Annotated in this window: 17 protein-coding genes and 1 pseudogene; 11 read left to right on the top strand and 7 right to left on the bottom strand. The window is 68.7% G+C overall.

Annotated elements, in window-relative coordinates:
* Nucleotides 1-37 precede the first annotated feature (37 nt).
* On the bottom strand, nucleotides 38-646 hold the full coding sequence (locus tag P1K31_RS06620; RefSeq protein WP_276305497.1) for a dihydrofolate reductase: 609 nt from the start codon (nucleotides 644-646) through the stop codon (nucleotides 38-40).
* A complete protein-coding gene (gene thyA / locus P1K31_RS06615; RefSeq protein WP_276305496.1) occupies nucleotides 643-1,644 on the bottom strand; it encodes a thymidylate synthase in 1,002 nt (333 codons plus the stop codon). Before thyA ends, P1K31_RS06620 begins: the two co-directional genes overlap by 4 nt.
* A gap of 107 nt (nucleotides 1,645-1,751) precedes the next feature.
* Here thyA and P1K31_RS06610 point away from each other — a divergent pair, with 107 nt between their 5' ends.
* The 3 genes from P1K31_RS06610 to P1K31_RS06600 all read left to right on the top strand — a co-directional run bounded on the left by P1K31_RS06610 (nucleotide 1,752) and on the right by P1K31_RS06600 (nucleotide 3,614).
* Nucleotides 1,752-2,087, top strand: coding sequence for a cupin domain-containing protein (locus tag P1K31_RS06610; RefSeq protein WP_276305495.1), 336 nt, complete (start codon nucleotides 1,752-1,754; stop codon nucleotides 2,085-2,087).
* Between the two features lie 76 nt (nucleotides 2,088-2,163).
* The gene (locus tag P1K31_RS06605) at nucleotides 2,164-2,934 is read left to right on the top strand and encodes a creatininase family protein (protein WP_276305494.1); all 771 of its coding nucleotides are present in this window, start codon (nucleotides 2,164-2,166) and stop codon (nucleotides 2,932-2,934) included.
* Nucleotides 2,935-3,038: 104 nt separating this feature from the next.
* On the top strand, nucleotides 3,039-3,614 hold the full coding sequence (locus tag P1K31_RS06600) for an MBL fold metallo-hydrolase (RefSeq protein WP_276305493.1): 576 nt from the start codon (nucleotides 3,039-3,041) through the stop codon (nucleotides 3,612-3,614).
* A 225-nt stretch (nucleotides 3,615-3,839) separates the two neighbouring features.
* On the opposite strand, the gene P1K31_RS06595 is transcribed toward P1K31_RS06600, so the two are convergent.
* From P1K31_RS06595 to P1K31_RS06575, 5 genes are all read right to left on the bottom strand, one after another.
* Nucleotides 3,840-4,649 (bottom strand): ATPase, encoded by an 810-nt coding sequence (locus P1K31_RS06595; RefSeq protein WP_276305492.1) that lies wholly within the window; start codon nucleotides 4,647-4,649, stop codon nucleotides 3,840-3,842.
* Nucleotides 4,646-4,909: a DUF5827 family protein gene (locus tag P1K31_RS06590; protein WP_276305720.1), complete on the bottom strand. Its 264-nt coding sequence runs from the start codon at nucleotides 4,907-4,909 to the stop codon at nucleotides 4,646-4,648. Before P1K31_RS06590 ends, P1K31_RS06595 begins: the two co-directional genes overlap by 4 nt.
* Nucleotides 4,910-5,034: 125 nt before the next feature.
* Complete coding sequence (gene sod / locus P1K31_RS06585; RefSeq protein WP_276305491.1) at nucleotides 5,035-5,646, bottom strand: superoxide dismutase [Mn]; 612 nt, start codon at nucleotides 5,644-5,646, stop codon at nucleotides 5,035-5,037.
* Between the two features lie 131 nt (nucleotides 5,647-5,777).
* The gene (locus P1K31_RS06580) at nucleotides 5,778-6,380 is read right to left on the bottom strand and encodes a superoxide dismutase (RefSeq protein WP_276305490.1); all 603 of its coding nucleotides are present in this window, start codon (nucleotides 6,378-6,380) and stop codon (nucleotides 5,778-5,780) included.
* 123 nt (nucleotides 6,381-6,503) lie between these two features.
* Nucleotides 6,504-7,907, bottom strand: coding sequence for a cryptochrome/photolyase family protein (locus P1K31_RS06575; protein ID WP_276305489.1), 1,404 nt, complete (start codon nucleotides 7,905-7,907; stop codon nucleotides 6,504-6,506).
* 97 nt (nucleotides 7,908-8,004) lie between these two features.
* On the opposite strand from P1K31_RS06575, the pseudogene P1K31_RS06570 reads away from it, so the two are divergent.
* The 8 genes and pseudogenes from P1K31_RS06570 to P1K31_RS06530 all read left to right on the top strand — a co-directional run.
* Nucleotides 8,005-8,368: pseudogene (locus P1K31_RS06570) on the top strand (SDR family NAD(P)-dependent oxidoreductase); the annotation flags it as partial.
* Nucleotides 8,369-8,443: 75 nt separating this feature from the next.
* Entirely contained in the window at nucleotides 8,444-9,823 is a 1,380-nt protein-coding gene (locus P1K31_RS06560; RefSeq protein WP_276305487.1) for an ABC transporter substrate-binding protein, read from the top strand.
* A 4-nt stretch (nucleotides 9,824-9,827) separates the two neighbouring features.
* Nucleotides 9,828-10,694: a branched-chain amino acid ABC transporter permease gene (locus P1K31_RS06555; protein ID WP_276305486.1), complete on the top strand. Its 867-nt coding sequence runs from the start codon at nucleotides 9,828-9,830 to the stop codon at nucleotides 10,692-10,694.
* A 37-nt stretch (nucleotides 10,695-10,731) separates the two neighbouring features.
* Entirely contained in the window at nucleotides 10,732-11,946 is a 1,215-nt protein-coding gene (locus tag P1K31_RS06550; RefSeq protein WP_276305485.1) for a branched-chain amino acid ABC transporter permease, read from the top strand.
* On the top strand, nucleotides 11,936-12,727 hold the full coding sequence (locus P1K31_RS06545; RefSeq protein WP_276305484.1) for an ABC transporter ATP-binding protein: 792 nt from the start codon (nucleotides 11,936-11,938) through the stop codon (nucleotides 12,725-12,727). Before P1K31_RS06550 ends, P1K31_RS06545 begins: the two co-directional genes overlap by 11 nt.
* Nucleotides 12,727-13,524, top strand: coding sequence for an ABC transporter ATP-binding protein (locus P1K31_RS06540; protein WP_276305483.1), 798 nt, complete (start codon nucleotides 12,727-12,729; stop codon nucleotides 13,522-13,524). Before P1K31_RS06545 ends, P1K31_RS06540 begins: the two co-directional genes overlap by 1 nt.
* 57 nt (nucleotides 13,525-13,581) lie before the next feature.
* Nucleotides 13,582-15,177 carry a long-chain-fatty-acid--CoA ligase gene (locus tag P1K31_RS06535; RefSeq protein WP_276305482.1) on the top strand — a complete coding sequence of 532 codons (1,596 nt, stop codon included), beginning with the start codon at nucleotides 13,582-13,584 and terminating at the stop codon, nucleotides 15,175-15,177.
* A 389-nt stretch (nucleotides 15,178-15,566) separates the two neighbouring features.
* Complete coding sequence (locus tag P1K31_RS06530; RefSeq protein WP_276305481.1) at nucleotides 15,567-17,339, top strand: DUF7289 family protein; 1,773 nt, start codon at nucleotides 15,567-15,569, stop codon at nucleotides 17,337-17,339.
* Nucleotides 17,340-17,341: the final 2 nt, after the last annotated feature.

Here is a 17,341-nt window from a genome sequence, read left to right as displayed (position 1 = left end):
GTCCGTCGCGCCCGTCAGCCGTCGCGCTCGCCTCCCGCTACGACCGGCGCTCGTACTCGACGAACGCGAACTCGCCCCGGTCGTCGCGGTCGACCTCGCACCACGCGTCCCGGTCCCACTCCGGAAAGCGCGTGTCGCCCTCGTACGTCGCGCGGAGCTCGGTGAGGTACATGCGGTCCGCACGCGGGAGGAACTGCTCGTACACCGTCGCCCCGCCGACGACGAACACCACGTCGTCCGCGCCGGCGGCAGCCTCCCGCGCCGCGTCGAGCGCCTCCTCGATCGACCCCGCGCGGACCGTCCCCTCGGGCAGGTCGAGTTCGCGCGTGGTGAGCACCACGTTCGTCCGGTCGGGGAGCGGCCCGCCGAGCCGGGCCGCGATGCTCTCGTAGGTCCGCCGCCCCATCACGACGGGGTGGCCGGTCGTGAGCCGCTTGAACCGGCGCAGGTCCGCCGGGTAGTGCCACGGCATGTCGCCGTCCGCGCCGATGACGCCGTTCGCGGCGACCGCGGCCACGAGCGCGATCTCGGGTCGCTCGCTCGCCCGCTCCGCTCCCTCGCCGCGGTCGCGCTCGTCCTCGCGACTCCCCCCATCGCTCCGGTCGTTCCGATCGCCCCGGTCGTCCCAGTCGCTTCCGTCGCTCATTCGGCGACCGCGAACCGGATGCCCGGGGCCGAGTCGTACCCCAGCAGCCGGACGTCGTCGTAGGTGAGTTCGTCGAGTGGTTTGTCGGCGATCTCGACGCGCGGCCGGTCGCGCGGCTCGCGGGAGAGCTGTTCGAGCAGCCCCGGCACGTGGTCATACCCCTCCTCGCCGCCGTCCTCCTCGGGGGCGGCTCCCTCCAGCCACTCGCGCACGTCGAGGTAGTCCTCGCGCGTCTCGACGCTCCCGAGGCGCGCCCGGAGGTCCGCGAGGTGATCGGCGTACCACTCGCCGCGTGCGCCGGAGCCGCAGTAGACGTGGGCGTCGACGATCGTGTGGGCGAACTCACCGGCCTCGAAGCCCGTCCGCTGGGCGATCGCCTGCGCCAGCAGCGAGTAGGCGGCGACGTTGAACGGGACCCCGAGCGCGATGTCGCCCGAGCGCTGCGTGAGGTGGAGGTTCAGCTGGTCGCCCTGGACGTTGAGGACGAACGTGTAGTGACACGGCGGGAGGGTGCTCACGGCCGCGTTCCCGGGGTGCCACGCGTTCACGACGATGCGCCGGGAGTTGGGGTTCTCCCGGAGCGTGTCGAGGACGTACCGGATCTGATCGAAGGTGCGCTCGTCGTCGTTCACCCAGCGGTGGGCGTCGTCGGGCCACGACTCGCCGTCGAGGCCCGACTCGGGGAGCGGGTAGCGCCGCCAGAACCGCCCGTAGGCGGTGTCGAGCCGCCCCTCCTCGTCGGCCCAGGCGTCCCAGATGCCCGTGCGCTCGCGGAGGGTGCGGACGTGCTCCTCGCCCGAGAGGTACCAGAGCAGTTCGTGCACGAGCGAGTCCCAGCGGAAGCCGTCGAGCTTCTTCGTCGTCAGAAGCGGGAAGCCCTCCCGGAGGTCCACGCGGTAGTGCTGGCTGAACGACGAGATCGTGTCGACGCCGGTGCGGTTCGGCTTGTGGGCCCCCGTTCGGAGGACCCGTTCGACGAGGTCGAGGTACTGCTTCATGGGGCGCGGTTACTGTCGGTGGTGAGTGTGTGGACGGTATAAGGACTGCCCTTCCGGGGTCGACAGACCGTGTACTGATGTGCGTCGCACGCGACGGTAGTAATGCCATGAGCTACCGGACCGCGAGCACCGACGACGTGGAATCCGTGATCGACGAGGAGTGGGGCGGCATGTGGTTCCTGCGCGACGCACTCGGCAGCGAGACGGTCGGCGTGACGCTGCTGGAACTCGTCCCCGGCGGGAAGGGGAAGGAACACGATCACGCGAGTAGCGACCACGAGGAGGTGTACGTCGTCGTCGAGGGGACGGTCGACGTTGACTGCGACGGCGAGACGGTGACCCTCGGGCCGAACGAGGCGATCCGGCTGTCGCCCGATCAGACCCGACAGATCGTCAATCGGGGCGACGAGCGCGCGCGGCTCGTTCTCGTCGGCGCGCCCTGAGTCCTCCGGCGGTACACCGCCGCCGGGACTCGGCGGACGGCATAGTTCTTTCACGCCGCCCGCCCGAGGCGACGGTATGTACCTCGCCGACCACACGTGGGAGGAACTGGGCGACTACTTCGAGCGCGAGTCGCTGGCGCTCGTCCCGCTCGGCAGCACCGAGCAGCACGGTCCCCACCTCCCGGAGGCGACCGACCACCTCATCGCGGAGGCGCTCGCCCGCGAGGCCGCCGAGCGGACCGGCTACCTCTGCACCCCGACGGTGAACGTCGGCGTCAGCTCGCACCACCGGCAGTTCCACGGCACGATGTGGGTCGATCCGCCCGCCTTCCGCGACTACGTGGCGTCGTTCACGCGCAACCTCGCCTACCACGGGATCGATCGGGTCGTCTACGTGAACGCCCACGGCGGCAACGTCCAGCACCTCCGCGAGGTGGGCGGGCGCCTCCACGAGTCGGGGGACGCCTACTGCCTCGAGTGGATGTGGGACGAGTCCATCCCCGACCTCGTGAGCGACCTCTTCGCGTACAACGGCCCGCACGCGGGGCCGAAGGAGACGGCGATGATCATGCACCTCCGTCCCGACCTCGTCCGGGAGGATCGGCTCGAAGCCGCGCGCGACGGCGGCTGGGTGGACTTCACGTACGACGCCGCCTGCGTCAACGGCGCTCGCACCTTCTACGACTGCGTCGAGAACGCGGACAACGGCGCGTTCGGCGACCAGACCGACGCCACCGCGGAGAAGGGACAGCGTCTGTTCGAGGCCGCCACGGCGCAACTGATCGAGCTCTGCGAGTGGCTCGCGGCGCGCGAGGCGGCCGAACTCCTCCCCCGCCCGCACGTCTGAGTCGGGCGGCGGCTACGATCGGCGGCGACCTGCGGGTGTCGGCGACCCGCGCGGGCGGGACGGCGAACGACACGCACAAGCGACGGGCCGGCGTAGCCCGCGCCATGATCACGAATCTCGCGCAGGGACAGCGCGTGTTCACGAGTAACGCCTTCCTGGTGGAGGGAGATCGGACTGTCGTCGTCGATCCAGGGAACGACTTCGACGCCGTCGCCGCGATCCGCGAGCGCGTCGACGACCTCGACGCCGTGATCGTCACGCACACGCACCCCGACCACGTCGGCAACCTCGACGCCGTGAAGGAGGCGTTCGGCGTCGAGGCGTGGGGGTTCGACGCGGGCCAACCAGGGATCGACCACGCGATCGAGGACGGCGAGACCGTGCGCATGGGCGACCACGACTACCTCGCGCTCCACACCCCCGGCCACAAGGACGACCACCTCTGCTTCTACGCCCGCGACCCGGGGATCCTCTTCGCGGGGGACCTCGTCTTCGCTAACGGTAGCTTCGGGCGCACCGACCTCGCGGAGGGCGACCGCCGGACGCTGATCGAGAGCATCGACCGACTGCGCGAGACCGTCGGCGACGACCTCGACGAGATGCACACCGGCCACGGCCCGAGCGTCGCGACGAACCCCGCCCACGACCTCGAACTGGCGAGCAGGGCCGCCAGGTTCTGACCGGCGACGCGGCACGCCGGGGTCGACCACTGGTTCCGACCACCGGGTCCGAAGACCGACGCACCGAGAGTTTATAACGGAAAACGGGGCAAGCGCCCCCGTGCTCTGAGTGTCGCCGCCGACGGCCTCGCGGGAGCGCGACGCACCCGTCGGCGATCGTCCGGCAGCGCGTCGCCTGTTCGCAATCACGCGGTCGCAGTCCTGGTGTCACGTCCGCGTCCGCACTCACTCCCGAGCCGCCGCGACCAGCGCCTCGTACGCCGGTTCGTAGGCGTCGGCCACGGCCGCTGGATCCCCTCGCGCCTCGCTCGTCAGCGCGGGAAGGGGCGTCCGCGCTCGCGGATCGAGGAGGTCGACGACGTTCTCGACGCGAGTCTCCAGCCGTCCCTCGTAGGCGCTCCCGCTCGCGACGGCGCAGGCCTTCGCGTACCGCTCGCCGTCGTAGACCCGCGCCAGCCCGGGTTCGACGACGGCGACGGCGTCCGGGACGAACTCCCGGAGGGGGAGCGCGATGTCGGCGTACGACTCGACGACCGCCCGACTAGCGGCGGCGACGCGCTCGGCGAGCGCGTCGAGCGCCCGGCGGTGCAGGTCGGCCATCACGTCGTCGAACGCGGGGAGCGACTCGACGACCGTCGCCTCGTCGAGCGGCAGCGCCTCGCGGGCCGACGCCGGAACGTCCGCCGTCCCGTTGACGACGAACGCGTCGGTCCCGTCGATCGTCACCCGGTCGCAGACGAACTCCCGCCGCTCGCGTCCCAGCAACCCCGTCGACGGCCTCGACGAGGGTCGCCAGAGGCGGTGGACCGGGTTGATCCGCTCCTCGGTCTCGCCGCAGACGGCCGCGAGGCGTCGGGCGTCCTTCCCGTAGAGGCGTCGCTCGCCGACGGCGCGGCGGTAGTCGTCGTGGTCGAACCAGTAGTCGTTGCCCGCCCGGGGCTTGAACCCCGTCGCGTCGAGGGACGCCGCGAGGCCGGTCGAGAAGGTGGTCTTCCCGGCGTCGACCCCGACGGCTCCGACCACCAGCAGCCTCATGCGAGGCCGTAGTACCCCGGCTCGTCGTCGGCCTCCGGTTCGCCGAAGACGAACGAATCGGCGTTGACCATCATCCACGGGATGGCCCAGTCGAGCAGCACGTCCTCGGTCTCCACGTCGAGTTCGCGATCGGCGTCGAGCCCCTGGAGGAGCCGCGCGATCTCGTAGATCGTGTACATCTCGTCCGCGGTCAGCACCTCGTCGGGCGTCCGAAACTCGAGGGGTCGGAGTCGGTCGAAGTCGTCCTTCGGTCGCGGCATGGGCGGCGGTACGTGGACCGTCTCCGTAAGTCGTCCCATCTCCGGCGGCGTCCGGTGCCGCGCGACCGACGAGCGCCGCGGCTATCGGCGCGAAAAACGGAGGAAGGTCTACCGACCGGGTCGGCTCACTCGTACGTCGAGACGACTTCCTGGTAGTTCTCGGCGACGTTGTCCCAGTCGACGACGTCGAAGAACGCGGAGACGAAGTCGCCGCGCGACGGACCGTAGTCGTAGTAGTACGAGTGTTCCCAGACGTCGAGCGCCAGGATCGGGTGACTGCCCCAGAGCGCGCCCTGGTCGTGCTTGTCGACGACGAGGTTGCGAAGTTGCTTCGCGACGGGGTCGTAGACCAGCAGCGCCCAGCCGCCCGCGGCGGACGCGGCGGCCTCGAACTCGCCCTTCCAGCCCTCGTAGGAGCCGAAGTCCTCCTCGATGCGGTCGGCGAGGTCGCCGGACGGCTCGCCGCCGCCGTTCGGGGCCATGTTCTCCCAGAACAGCGTGTGGAGGTAGTGTCCACAGCCGTTGTGGGTCACGGAGCGCATCGCGCCCCCGGAGGAGCCGAAGTCGCCGTTCTCGCGGTTCTCCGCCAGCGTCTGCTCCGCGCTCTCGAGACCGTTTACGTAGCCCTGGTGGTGCGTGTCGTGGTGCCACGTGAGCACCTGTTCCGAGATGCTCGGTTCGAGCGCGTCGTAGTCGTACGGGAGCGGCGGCAGTTCGGGATCGGAGTGTTCAGGCATGAGATTCCACCTCGCGAGTGTATTCGTCGCGGGACTGTTAAACGTTGAGGATACCTACGTTAGCACGTGTCGATACGGCGCGAGTCGTAGGGCGTCAGCCGCGAAGAAAACGGCGACGTTCGGGGGTGCGCCTACATCGAGGACGCGGCGTCGTAGCGCTGGGCCACGTCGTCCCAGTCGACGACGTCCCAGAAGTTGTCGACGTAGTCGGAGCGGTCGTTCTCGTACTGGAGGTAGTAGGCGTGTTCCCAGACGTCGAGGACGAGCAGCGGCGTCGTCCCCTGTGGGGTCTGATTTTGGTGGTTCTCGGCCATCGAGACGACCATCCGGTCGCCGACGTGGTCGTAGAGCAGCAGCCCCCATCCGGACCCCTCGACGCCCTTGGCGGTCGCCGAGAAGTCGCCCCTGAATCCGTCGAAGGAGCCGAAGTCCTCCTCGATGCGGTCGGCGAGGTCGCCGCCCGGTTCGCCGCCGCCGTCGGTGGACATGTTCTCCCAGAAGACGGAGTGGTTGACGTGGCCGGAGAGGTTGAACGCGAGGTTGCGCTTTACCCCCTTCACGTCGCCCCACTCGTCGTTCTCACGCATCGACTGTAGCTTCTCGAGTGCACTGTTGGCACCGTCGACGTAACTCTGGTGGTGCTTGTCGTGGTGCAGTTCCATGATCCGCTGGCTGATACTCGGTTCGAGCGCGTCGTAGTCGTACGGTAGGTCCGGAAGTTCGTACACTGCCATGAGTAACCCCACTAGCCGGTCGACGCCTGGTGGGTTAAACATTTAGCAACGTTAACAGGTTCTGATACGCCCTCCTCGTTGACGGCCGGTCGTGATGATCTCTCTGTCTGATAGTTCTGCGCGTCACCCGTTCCCGCCGCGCGCCCGCTCGAACGTCGCCAGGGCCCGCTCGCGCCGCTCGCCGTGGTCGACGATCGGCGCGGGGTAGTCGGGAGCGACCGACTCTCGCTCGTCCGGATCGAGTTCGTGCCACGAGTGGATCTCGTCGGGCGTCGCCCCCGCCAGCTCCGGGACGTACTCGCGGACGTACTCGGCGTCCGGGTCGTAGCGCTCGCCCTGCGTCCAGGGGTTGAAGATCCGGAAGTACGGCTGTGCGTCCGTGCCGGTGGAGGCGGCCCACTGCCACCCGCCGTTGTCGTTGGCGGTGTCGTGATCGACCAGGCGCTCGCGGAACCAGTCGTAGCCCTCCCGCCAGTCGGCGAGCAGGTCCTTCGTGAGAAAGGAGGCGACGATCATCCGCACGCGGTTGTGCACGTAGCCCTCCTCGCGTAGCTGGCGCATCCCGGCGTCCACGACGGGGTAACCCGTCCGACCGTCCTTCCACGCGCGGCGTTCTCCCTCGTCGTCGCGCCAGTCGATCTCGTTCTCGTAGTCCCGGTAGTTCCTCGTCACCACGTCGGGGTCGAAGTAGAGGACGTGCGCGTAGAACTCCCGCCAGGCGAGTTGCCCCCGGAACGCCTCGACGGCCTCGCGCGCCGCGTCGCTCCCCGCGCGATCCATCGCGTCCTCGGTCGCGGCGTACGTCGCCCTGATCCCGATCGTCCCCCACTTGAGGTGCGCCGACAGCCGCGAGGTGCACCCGTCGGCGGGGTAGTCTCGCCGCTCGGCGTACTCGTAGATGGGGCCGTCGCAGAACGCGTCGAGGCGCTCGCGGGCGACGTCCATCCCGGCGGATTCGACCTCCGCCTCCGGTTCGTCGAAGCCGAGGTCGGCGAGCGACGGCAGCGGATCGCCGCGAACGTCGGCGAGCGCGTCCCCGTCGGGAGCGTCGTACGGGGCTTCCTTCTCGCGGTCGCGCCACTTCCGCGCGAAGTAGGAGTAGACCGAGTAGGGATCGCCGTCGTTCGTCGTGACGCTCCCCGGTTCGTGGAGAAGGGCGTCGTGGAACCGCTCGTGGGTCAGACCCGCCGCGTCGAGCGCCCCGGCGACCCGCTCGTCGCGGCGCTGGGCCAGCCCGGAGTAATCGCGGTTCCAGTAGATGCCGTCGGCGTCGCGCGCCTCGGCCGCCTCGACGAGCACGTCCGCCGGATCGCCGCGCGCGAGGCGGAGGTCGCCGCCCCGCTCGCGGTACCACCGCCGCAGCTCGGCGAGCGCGTCGAGCATGAACGCGACGCGCGGCGGCGAGGCGTGAGCGAGCACGTCGTCGTCGAAGACGAAGACCGGGAGGACGGCGCACTCGTCTGCGGCCCGGGCGAGCGCGACGTTGTCGGTCGCCCGCAGGTCGCGCCGGTGCCAGTGTAGCAACACACGCCGAGGGAGGTGCCGACCCGCCGTATAGATCGGGGTCGCCGCTCGCGGTCATCAGCGTTGCGCGGCGAGCAGCGTCGCGTACCGCGGCACGGATCACCTGCGCGAGCGCGGCGGATCGGTGAGCAACGTGGCGAGCGTCGACGGCCCCGTCGGCCTGCCCCGGCAACACCCATACGTCGCCTCGAAGGGCGGCCCCGTCGGTCTGACGCAGAGCCTCGCGCTCGACTGGGTCCCAGACGTGCGCGTCAATTGCATCGCGCCGGGGTACGGCGCGACGGACCTCACGGACGAGTTGCGGGCGAACGACGATCCGGGCGTCGATCGTCGAGCGGACGCCGCTGGAGCGGTTCGCCCGCCCCGAAGGGATCGCGGCCCCCGCCGTCCCCCTCGCTAGCGCCGCCGCGAACTACGTCACCGGGGCAATACTCGCCGTCGACGGCGGGTGGCCGGCCCGGTAACGCGGGTATGCAGTCGATACTCACGGCAACGACCCTCTAGATTTAAGGCCGTGGTATAGCTACCCCCGGTGACGTATGGTTACGGATGGAAACGGTTCTCGCAAATCGGCGAACAATGGAAAGGAATGCGCCGTCGGGTCAACCGATGGTAGGGCGGTCGGGCGTCGAACCTTCCTGCGGTCGGCCGGCGGGGGTGCGGTCGCGGTCGGCCTCGCCGGCTGTGTCAGTGTCAGCGACGACGGCAACGGCGGGGGCGACGGCGGTGGCAACGGCTCTAACGGCGGTGGCGGCGGTAACGGGGACATCCCCGGCACCATCAAGATCGGGGTGTTAGCGCCCGAGCCGGCGAACAACCCCATCGGCGGCTCCATCGTCAACGGGGCGAAGCTCGCCGCCCAGCAACTGAACGACGAGGGCTTCATCGACGGGACGACCTTCGAGGTGGTCGTCGAGGACACGAAGGAGGATCCGGGGACCGGGCGCACCAAGTACCGGGAGCTCACGCAGGGCCAGAACGTGCACGTGACGACCGGCGTGTTCACGAGCGAGGTACTGCTCGCCATCCTCGACAACATCGCGAACCAGCGGACCGTCCACATGACGACCGGGGCGGCGACGCCGAAGGCGAGCAAGCGCGTCCACGACGACTACGAACGCTACAAGTACCACTTCCGGACGGGACCGATCAACGCCTACGAGCTGGGCGTCAACATGGTCGACTTCCTGGAGGGGAAGAAGGACGACCTCGGCTGGGAGTCGGTCGCGGTGCTCGTCGAGGACTACGAGTGGACCGGTCCCGTCCAGCAGGCCCTCGACGAGCGCCTGGCCGACACGGGCGTCGAGATCGCGATGAAGCAGCGCTACGCCTCGGGGACGGAGAACTTCTCGCCCATCTACGACGAGGTCGAGAGTTCCGGCGCGGACGCCGCGTTCATCGCGATGGCCCACACCGGCACCCCGGCGGTCGTCCAGTGGGCGAAACAGCAGCGCCCGTTCGAGTTCGGCGGCATCCACGTCCCGATGCAGCTTCCCTCCTACTACGAGGCGGTCAGCGGGGCGTGCAACTACGGCGTCACGCAGAACTCCGCGACGCCCCAGAGCGAGGTGACGGAGAAGACCGTCCCGTTCGCGAACGCCTACAACGAGGCGTTCGACAGCTACCCCGTCTACACCGGGTACATCACCTTCGACGCGGTGAAGCAGTACGCGCAGGTCGTCGAGGACGCGGGGACCGTCGAGGCGGACGCGGTCGTCTCCGGGCTGGAGGAGAGCTCCTACCTCGGCACGGCGGGTACCATCTCCTACTACCCGAAGGACGAGGAGTTCGCCCACGACGTCATCTACGACCGGGAGAAGGTCTACCCGATCTTCCAGCAGTGGCAGGACGGCAAGCAGGAGGTCATCTTCCCGGACAACCTGGCGACGGCCGACTACGCGAAACCGTCCTGGCTCTGAACCCATGCCCGCGCTCACTACCGTCATCGTCCAGGCCGTCACCATCAGTGCGCTCTACGCGCTGGTCGCCATCGGCTTCACCCTCATCTTCGGGGTCGGCGGGGTGCTCAACCTCGCCCACGGCGCGAGCATCACCATCGGGGCGTACACCGCCTACCTCACGACCCGGGTGTACGGCCTCGACATCGCCCTCGGCATCCTCGCCGCGCTCGCCGTGACGGGGCTGTTCGGCGCGGTGCTCTACCTGGGGATGGTCAAACGCATCGAGGACGAACCGATCCTGGTGATGATCACCACGCTCGTCACCGCCGTCGCCATCGAGCAGGTGTTCCTGATCGCCTACGGCACGCAGCCGAAGGCGATCCCGTCGCTCCTGTCGGGCAACGTCACCCTCGCCGGGAGCAACGTGCAGCTGAACATGGTCGCGGTGTTCGTCCTGTCGTGGCTCGTCATCGGCGCGCTGTTCGCGTTCGTCAACTACACGAAGGCGGGCAAGGCGCTGCTCGCGACCAGCATGACGCGGAAGGGAGCCGCGCTCGTCGGCATCGAGGCCGACCGCATCAACCTCGTGACGTGGGTGCTCGCGGGTGCCATCGCGGGCGTCGCGGGCGTGTTCCTGGGCTCGTTCCAGACGGCCTACCCCCTCATGGGTCAGACGCCGCTGGTGCTCTCGTTCACCATCGTCGTGCTCGGGGGCATCGGCTCGATCAAGGGGAGCGTGCTCGGGGCGTACCTCATCGGCTTCCTCGAGATCGCCACGATCCAGTACGTCAGTTCGAGCCTCACCGGCCTGACGCCGCTGCTGGTGCTGGTGCTGGTGCTGCTCGCGAAGCCGGAGGGACTCTTCGGTCGGGAATTAGTCGAAGCATGATACACGACGCACTCGCTATCGATTCACGGTGGTACAGATGAGCGGCGACACCGTCTCGGGCGGGCTGTTCGAGCGGCTCAACTCGGCGGGCCTCCCGCTTCGCTACGTCCTCGGACTGCTGGGGCTCGTCGTCCTCGCCGTCCTGCCGCTGCTGTCGGAACTGGAGCTCGGGATCGGCGTCCCCGGCGTGTTCGTCCTGGTCGTCGACAACCTGCTCCTCTTGAAGCTCGTGGCGGCGCTCTACTTCGGGATGTTCGCGATGAGCTGGGACGCCGTCTCCGGCTACACGGGGCAGATCTCCTTCGGCCACGGCCTGTTCTTCGCCGTCGGCGGCTACTCGTCGGCGCTACTGAACATCGAGTTCGGCGTCGATCCGCTGCTGTCGATCCCCGTCGGGGTCGTCCTCTCGGCGGTCGCCGGCGTCGTCATCGGCGTGCCGGCGCTGCGCCTCCGCGGGCCGTACCTCTCGCTCGTGACCCTGGTCGCCCCCCTCATCCTGCTCCAGATCTTCATCTGGCGGAGCGACGTCTTCGGCGGCGAGAACGGCCTCTTCGGGCAGGACCCCTTCCTCGGCTACGGCGGCGGCGACGCGACGATTCCCTACTACATCGCGCTCGCGCTGTTCGTGTTCATCTTCGCGCTGCTGTTCGCGGTGACGCGCTCCGACGCCGGGAAGGTGTTCACCGCCATCCGCGAGGACGAGGACGCGGTCGCCGCCGCCGGGCTGAACCCGGCGAAGTTCAAGATCTTCGCGTTCGTGCTCAGCGCCGCCGTCGGCGGCCTCGCGGGCGCGATGTTCGTCCACTCGCCGGTCGGCGGCCCGCGCCCCTCTGAACTGATGAGCGTCATCATCAACGTCGAGGTCATCATCGCCGCCATCCTCGGCGGGATGGGGACCATCGTCGGCGCGGCCGTCGGCGGTATCTTCCTCTCGCTGCTGCAGGACGCGCTGAGCAACATGGGCGACACCGTCGCCGTCCCCATCCTCGGGACCGACCTGTCGCTCGTGTTCTCGCTTCCCATCCCGATCCACGAGATGGACTTCCTGCTGTTCGCCGTCATCACGCTCGTCCTCCTGCTCGCGCTGCCGGGCGGCATCGTCCGCGCGGGCGTCAGGTGGGGTCGGCGGGCGGTCCGACGGTTCGGTGACGGCGACGACGCGGTCGCGACCGACGGGGGGACGGAGGCCCCCGAGCGGCGGGCGTACAGAAACTACCGAGAGGACCTTCGAGGTGACGACGATGAGCACTGACTCCGGTTCCGGTCGGGTCGAATCGCCCGCGGAGACGTACGGTCCGGACGACGGCGTCCTCGTCGTGCGGGGCCTCACCAAGCGCTTCGGCGGCCTCACCGCCGTCGACGAGTTCTCCTTCGCGGTCGAGGAGCGCGAGATCCTGGGCTTCATCGGGCCGAACGGCGCGGGAAAGTCCACGACGTTCAACTGCGTCACGGGCACGTTCCCGCCCACCTCCGGCACCGTCTGGTACCGGGGGGAGGACGTGACCGGCGAACCCGCCTACGAGATGGTAAAGCGGGGGCTGGCGCGAACGTTCCAGTCGTTCCGCCCGCTGCACGACCGCTCGGTGGTGGACAACGTCGCCCTCGCGTTCGTCCCCGACCGGCTGTTCTCGCTGTCGGGGCTGCGCGGCGAGACGCGCGAGCGGGCCGCGCAGCTCTGCGAGCGGGTCGGCCTCGGCGACCGCCTCCACCAGATGCCGGACGAACTCCCGCACGCGGGGCTCCTGCGGCTGGAACTCGCCCGCGCGCTGGCGACCGACCCCAACCTCCTGCTCGTCGACGAACCGTTCGCCGGCCTCGCGGGGGCCGAGGTCGAGAGCGTCTCGGGGCTCCTGCGCGAACTGCGCGAGGAGGGGCTGACGCTCGTGGTCGTCGATCACAACATGCGGGGGCTGCTCTCGCTCATCGACCGCGCGATCGTCATCCGCTTCGGCTCGAAGCTCGCGGAGGGCACCCCGGAGGAGATCAGGAACGATCCGGCGGTCCAGCGGGCCTACCTCGGGGGTGACGTCTGATGTTCCCGACGCGGTTGCCGGGGCTGCTCGCCTCGGCGGCGGACGACGCCCCGGAGGAGGCCTCTAAGGACGCGTCCGCCGCGGAGGGGGCCGACGAGGCGCTGCTCTCGGTGGCGGACTGCTCGGTATCCTACGGGAAGGTGAGCGCGCTCCGGAACGCGGATCTCCGGGTCGACCGCGGGGAGTTCGTCGCGCTCATCGGCCCCAACGGCGCGGGCAAGTCCACGCTCGCCAACACGGTCTCCGGCTTCCTCCCCTACGAGGGGTCGGTCGCCTACGCCGGGCGGGAGGTGCGGGAGTGTCGCCCCCGCGACCTCGTGCAGGACGGCCTCATCCACTGCACGGAGAAGCGCGATCTCTTCGGGTTCATGAGCGTCGAGGACAACCTCGAACTCGGCGCGTACCGCCACGGGAGGGACGCGGACGAACGGCTCGCGTTCGTCTACGACCTCTTTCCCGCGCTGGAGGAGCGCACCGAACAGGAGGCGAACACGATGAGCGGCGGCGAACAGCAGATGCTCGCCATCGGGCGGGCGCTGATGGGCGACCCGCAGCTGCTCGTGCTCGACGAGCCGACGCTCGGCCTCGCCCCGGTCGTCCTCCAGGACATCAGCGACGGCATCGACCGCATCCGCGAGGAGGGCGTCACGGTCCTGCTGTGCGAGCAGAACGTCACCTTCGCGCTGAAACACGCGGACCGGATCTACCTGCTGGAGAACGGCGAGGTGGTCCGCGAGGGGACGCCGGACACCCTCCGCGGCGACGACCACGTCCGCGAGTCCTACCTCGGGGGGTGAACGCGTGGGCGTTGTCACAAACCATAACTCCCCCCGTCCGGACTATCACGGTGGTTCATGGTGAATCTCGTCTCCGACATCGAATCAACCGCCGACTCGCGCCCGGACGCCCCCGCCATCGTCTACGACGGACGGACGCTGACCTACGGGGAGTTCTGGGACAGAACCGGTCGCTTCGCCGCCGGCCTCGCGGAGCGCGGCGTCGAACCCGGCGACCGCGTCGGCGTCTACCTCCCGAACCTTCCCCAGTACGTCACCGCGTTCGCGGGCACGCTCCGCGCGGGCGGCATCGTCGTGCCGATGAACCCGCAGTACAAGGAGCGGGAGATCTCGCACCTGCTCGCCGACAGCGGCGCGCGCGTCGTCGTGACGCTCGCCGACCTCGTCCCGAACGTCCTCGCCGTGCGGGGGGAGACGGCGGTCGAACACGTCGTGAGCGTGGGCGGCGCGGCGGAGGGGGCAACCGCGTTCGAGGCGTTCCTCGCCGAGGACGGGCTCCCCGTCGTCGAGCGCGACGCGGACGACGTCGCCGTCCAGCCGTACACCTCGGGGACGACCGGCAAGCCGAAGGGCGTCCTGCTCACCCACGAGAACCTCGGTTCGAACGCCCGGGCGACGGGCGCGCTGATGCCCGGCGGGTTCCGGGAGGACGATAAGATGCTCGGGGTCCTCCCCCTGTTCCACATCTACGGGATGACCGTGACGATGCTCGCGACGCTGTTCGAGGGGGCGGCGTACTACCCGCTGCCGAGCTGGGACGCGGGGCAGGCGGTGTCGCTCATCGAGGAGGAGGACATCACGATCATGCACGGCGTCCCGGCGATGTACAACGACCTCATCAACCAGCCCGAGGCGTCGTCGTTCGACCTCTCGTCGCTCCGGTTCGCCAACTCGGGCGGCAGCAGCCTCCCGATCGAGGTGATGCGCCGCTTCGAGGAGCTGTACGAGGTGGACCTCTTCGAGGGCTACGGCCTCACCGAGACGAGCCCCGTCACCCACGCGAACCGCCCCGACGAGCGGCGGCCGGGGAGCATCGGCAAGCCCATCGACGGCGTCGAGGCGCGCGTCGTGGACGGCGCGTTCGAGGACGTGCCGCCGGTCGAGCGCGGTCCCGTCGATGAGGGCGAGGTGTCGGGGACACCTCGAAAAGACGGCGAAGCCGTCGATGAGCACGACCTGAACGAGATCACCGGCGAGATCGTCGTCGCCGGGCCGAACGTGATGAAGGGCTACTACGGCCTGCCCGAGGCGAACGAGGAGGCGTTCACGGAGGAGGACGGCACGCGCTGGTTCCACACCGGCGACATCGGCTACCACGACGAGGACGGCTTCTTCTACGTCGTCGACCGCGAGAAGCACATGATCAACACCGCCGGATACAACGTCTACCCCCGCGAGATCGAGGAACTCCTCTTCGAGCACCCCGACGTGGCCGACGCCGCGGTCGTGGGCGTTCCCGACGAGCGCCGCGGCGAGACGGTCAAGGCGTTCGTGGTTCCGGTCCCCGACGCGGCGGCGACCGAGGAGGACCTCCGCGAGTACTGCCTGGAGCGCCTCGCGGAGTACAAGCACCCCCGCGAGGTCGAGTTCGTCGAGACGCTCCCCCGGACGACCACCGGCAAGGTCCAGAAGTTCGAACTGCGGGGGGCGTAGGCCGATTTCGACCGGCGAAGTCCATCGTCGATCCGCCCGAGAACGTTCGCGTTCGTCTTCGATGCGAACCGTCTCGCGACTGCGCCACGGAGGAACACCTCACGACCGGGAGACTGTCCTCCTGGAGGTCGGCCACGCCGATAGTCCGGAGGACGGCGTCCGCGTCGAGTCGGGCGACTCGGTTCCCCGTGATCGACGGTCCCGGGACGCTCCCCTCGCGCTCGCCGTGGCACCTCCTCCCTGCGCGAACGACGAAGGGCCGCCTCGACGCCCTGAGTTGCTTCCGGCGCATCCGCCCGACCGCTTCGCGGGGAACCTCGACGCGGCCGCTCCGGAGCCCGCCGACGCCATGCGACAATTTTTATACGTCTGGATTCATTCATCAATGAATGAATGAATCCGCGTCACCCCGTCGGTCGGCATCGCCCTCGCGGAACGATCGGGGGCAGTCAGAGGTCCTCGGGGTCGTCCTCATCCTCGGTATCACGATCGCCGGAACGACTGCTGTCGCCGTGTTCGGGGCACCGGTGCTGTCCAACGCACAGCAGGCCGTGGAGATCAAGAGCGCCGAGCACGCGATGACGAAACTGGATTCGAAGGCCAGCCTGGTCGGATTCGACGATTCACCTTCCCAGGAGATCGACCTCGGCATTCGTGGTACTGGCGGCGCGGTGCGGGTGAACGAAACCAGCGGTCGGATCACCATCGACAGAACTGACGCCGGTGGCAACACCACCACACTCCTCGCCAGGGACCTCGGCGCGGTCATCTACGAGAACGGCGACACGACAATCACGTATCAGGGCGGTGGGGTCTGGAAGCAGACCGGCGACGGAAGCACCATGATTTCGCCGCCCGAGTTCCACTACCGCGACAGGACGCTGACGCTGCCCTTGATCATCGTAGACGGCGACCGATCGATCGACGGTCGCGTTCAGGTGAGTGCCGGCCCGTCCCAGTCCGTGTTCCCGATCGACGGCGACGCGAACAAGTCGAATCCACTGGTCGACGATCGCGTCAACGTCACTGTCACCAGCAGGTATTACGAGGCCTGGGGGGACTTCTTCGAGGAGCGCACCGGCGGGCAGGTGACCTACGATTCCCCGAATCAGACAGTGACCGTGACGCTCGTCTCGCCCGCGACCCAACAGCCGGTTACACAGGGTGTCTCGTCGACATCGCCCGCCAAGCGGATGCACATCGACGGCAAGCACGGGGACGTCTTCATAGACACGTACAACTCCTCGGACGGAAACTACACCGCCACGGGAGGATCGGGCGGGACGATCGTCACGGCCGGGGGCGTGGACATACAGCACGGCACGCTCAACGGCAGTCTCGTCTCCGGCGGCGGTGAAGTCAACCTCAAGAAGGACTCGTACATCACCGACGACCTGGCGTACGGGGGGGCGCTCTCGACTCACGACGCACAGTCGAGTCACGTCGGCGGCGACATCACGAGCGACGGGTCAGCGCCGATCGTCGACCCGATCGACGGGTTCATCGATCAGAAGCAGACGGAGATCGCAAACGACCCGGACGTGAATACGGATTCGGACGGGGACATCGACGACAAGGGTGACACCGATCCCACCAACGACGAACTCGTCGGCAGTCGGGACTCGTGGACGCTGACCGACGGGACGTACTATCTGGAGACGATCGACCTGAAGGGAAACGAGGCGCTGACGCTCAACAACACGAACGGCCCCGTCGAGATCTACGTCGAGAAGGACTTCAAACTGGACGGAGCCACGCTGAACGTCACCGACGAATCGGGTCATACGGTCAGGATCTACGTCGGCCACAAGCGAATCGAAGTCACGAACGGCGCGACAGTTTCGGTCCCCGAGGACCGTTCCAGCAAGCTCTGGCTGTACGGCAGCCGCGATACGCACATCAAACTCGCGGGGAGCGGGACGAGAGTCACCGGAGTGATATACGCACCCTCGGGCGACACGGACCCCGGCAAGATCGAACTCACGGAACACGCCGAACTCTTCGGCGCGGTCGTCGGGGGCGAAGCGAGGCTCGAAAGAGGCGCGACAATCCACTACGACGAGACGCTCAGTTCACAGGCCCCGATTCCGCCGGGCACGGACGTGGCGCAGTTGACGTACCTCCACGCCACGACGAACACCGTGACTATCACCGACGAGTGACC

Origin of the sequence: Halomarina halobia, assembly GCF_029338575.1 — an archaeon.
In the GTDB taxonomy this organism is placed as follows: domain Archaea; phylum Halobacteriota; class Halobacteria; order Halobacteriales; family Haloarculaceae; genus Halomarina; species Halomarina halobia.
This window is presented reverse-complemented; position numbering and strand designations above follow the sequence as displayed.

What these genes read in the sequence shown, in the direction of transcription:
- P1K31_RS06620 (WP_276305497.1), bottom strand. Translation starts at nt 646, where the DNA reads ATGAGCGACGGAAGCGACTGGGACGACCGGGGCGATCGGAACGACCGG.
- thyA (WP_276305496.1), bottom strand. Translation starts at nt 1,644, where the DNA reads ATGAAGCAGTACCTCGACCTCGTCGAACGGGTCCTCCGAACGGGGGCC.
- P1K31_RS06610 (WP_276305495.1), top strand. Translation starts at nt 1,752, where the DNA reads ATGAGCTACCGGACCGCGAGCACCGACGACGTGGAATCCGTGATCGAC.
- P1K31_RS06605 (WP_276305494.1), top strand. Translation starts at nt 2,164, where the DNA reads ATGTACCTCGCCGACCACACGTGGGAGGAACTGGGCGACTACTTCGAG.
- P1K31_RS06600 (WP_276305493.1), top strand. Translation starts at nt 3,039, where the DNA reads ATGATCACGAATCTCGCGCAGGGACAGCGCGTGTTCACGAGTAACGCC.
- P1K31_RS06595 (WP_276305492.1), bottom strand. Translation starts at nt 4,649, where the DNA reads ATGAGGCTGCTGGTGGTCGGAGCCGTCGGGGTCGACGCCGGGAAGACC.
- P1K31_RS06590 (WP_276305720.1), bottom strand. Translation starts at nt 4,909, where the DNA reads ATGCCGCGACCGAAGGACGACTTCGACCGACTCCGACCCCTCGAGTTT.
- sod (WP_276305491.1), bottom strand. Translation starts at nt 5,646, where the DNA reads ATGCCTGAACACTCCGATCCCGAACTGCCGCCGCTCCCGTACGACTAC.
- P1K31_RS06580 (WP_276305490.1), bottom strand. Translation starts at nt 6,380, where the DNA reads ATGGCAGTGTACGAACTTCCGGACCTACCGTACGACTACGACGCGCTC.
- P1K31_RS06560 (WP_276305487.1), top strand. Translation starts at nt 8,444, where the DNA reads ATGGTTACGGATGGAAACGGTTCTCGCAAATCGGCGAACAATGGAAAG.
- P1K31_RS06555 (WP_276305486.1), top strand. Translation starts at nt 9,828, where the DNA reads ATGCCCGCGCTCACTACCGTCATCGTCCAGGCCGTCACCATCAGTGCG.
- P1K31_RS06550 (WP_276305485.1), top strand. Translation starts at nt 10,732, where the DNA reads ATGAGCGGCGACACCGTCTCGGGCGGGCTGTTCGAGCGGCTCAACTCG.
- P1K31_RS06545 (WP_276305484.1), top strand. Translation starts at nt 11,936, where the DNA reads ATGAGCACTGACTCCGGTTCCGGTCGGGTCGAATCGCCCGCGGAGACG.
- P1K31_RS06540 (WP_276305483.1), top strand. Translation starts at nt 12,727, where the DNA reads ATGTTCCCGACGCGGTTGCCGGGGCTGCTCGCCTCGGCGGCGGACGAC.
- P1K31_RS06535 (WP_276305482.1), top strand. Translation starts at nt 13,582, where the DNA reads ATGGTGAATCTCGTCTCCGACATCGAATCAACCGCCGACTCGCGCCCG.
- P1K31_RS06530 (WP_276305481.1), top strand. Translation starts at nt 15,567, where the DNA reads ATGAATGAATCCGCGTCACCCCGTCGGTCGGCATCGCCCTCGCGGAAC.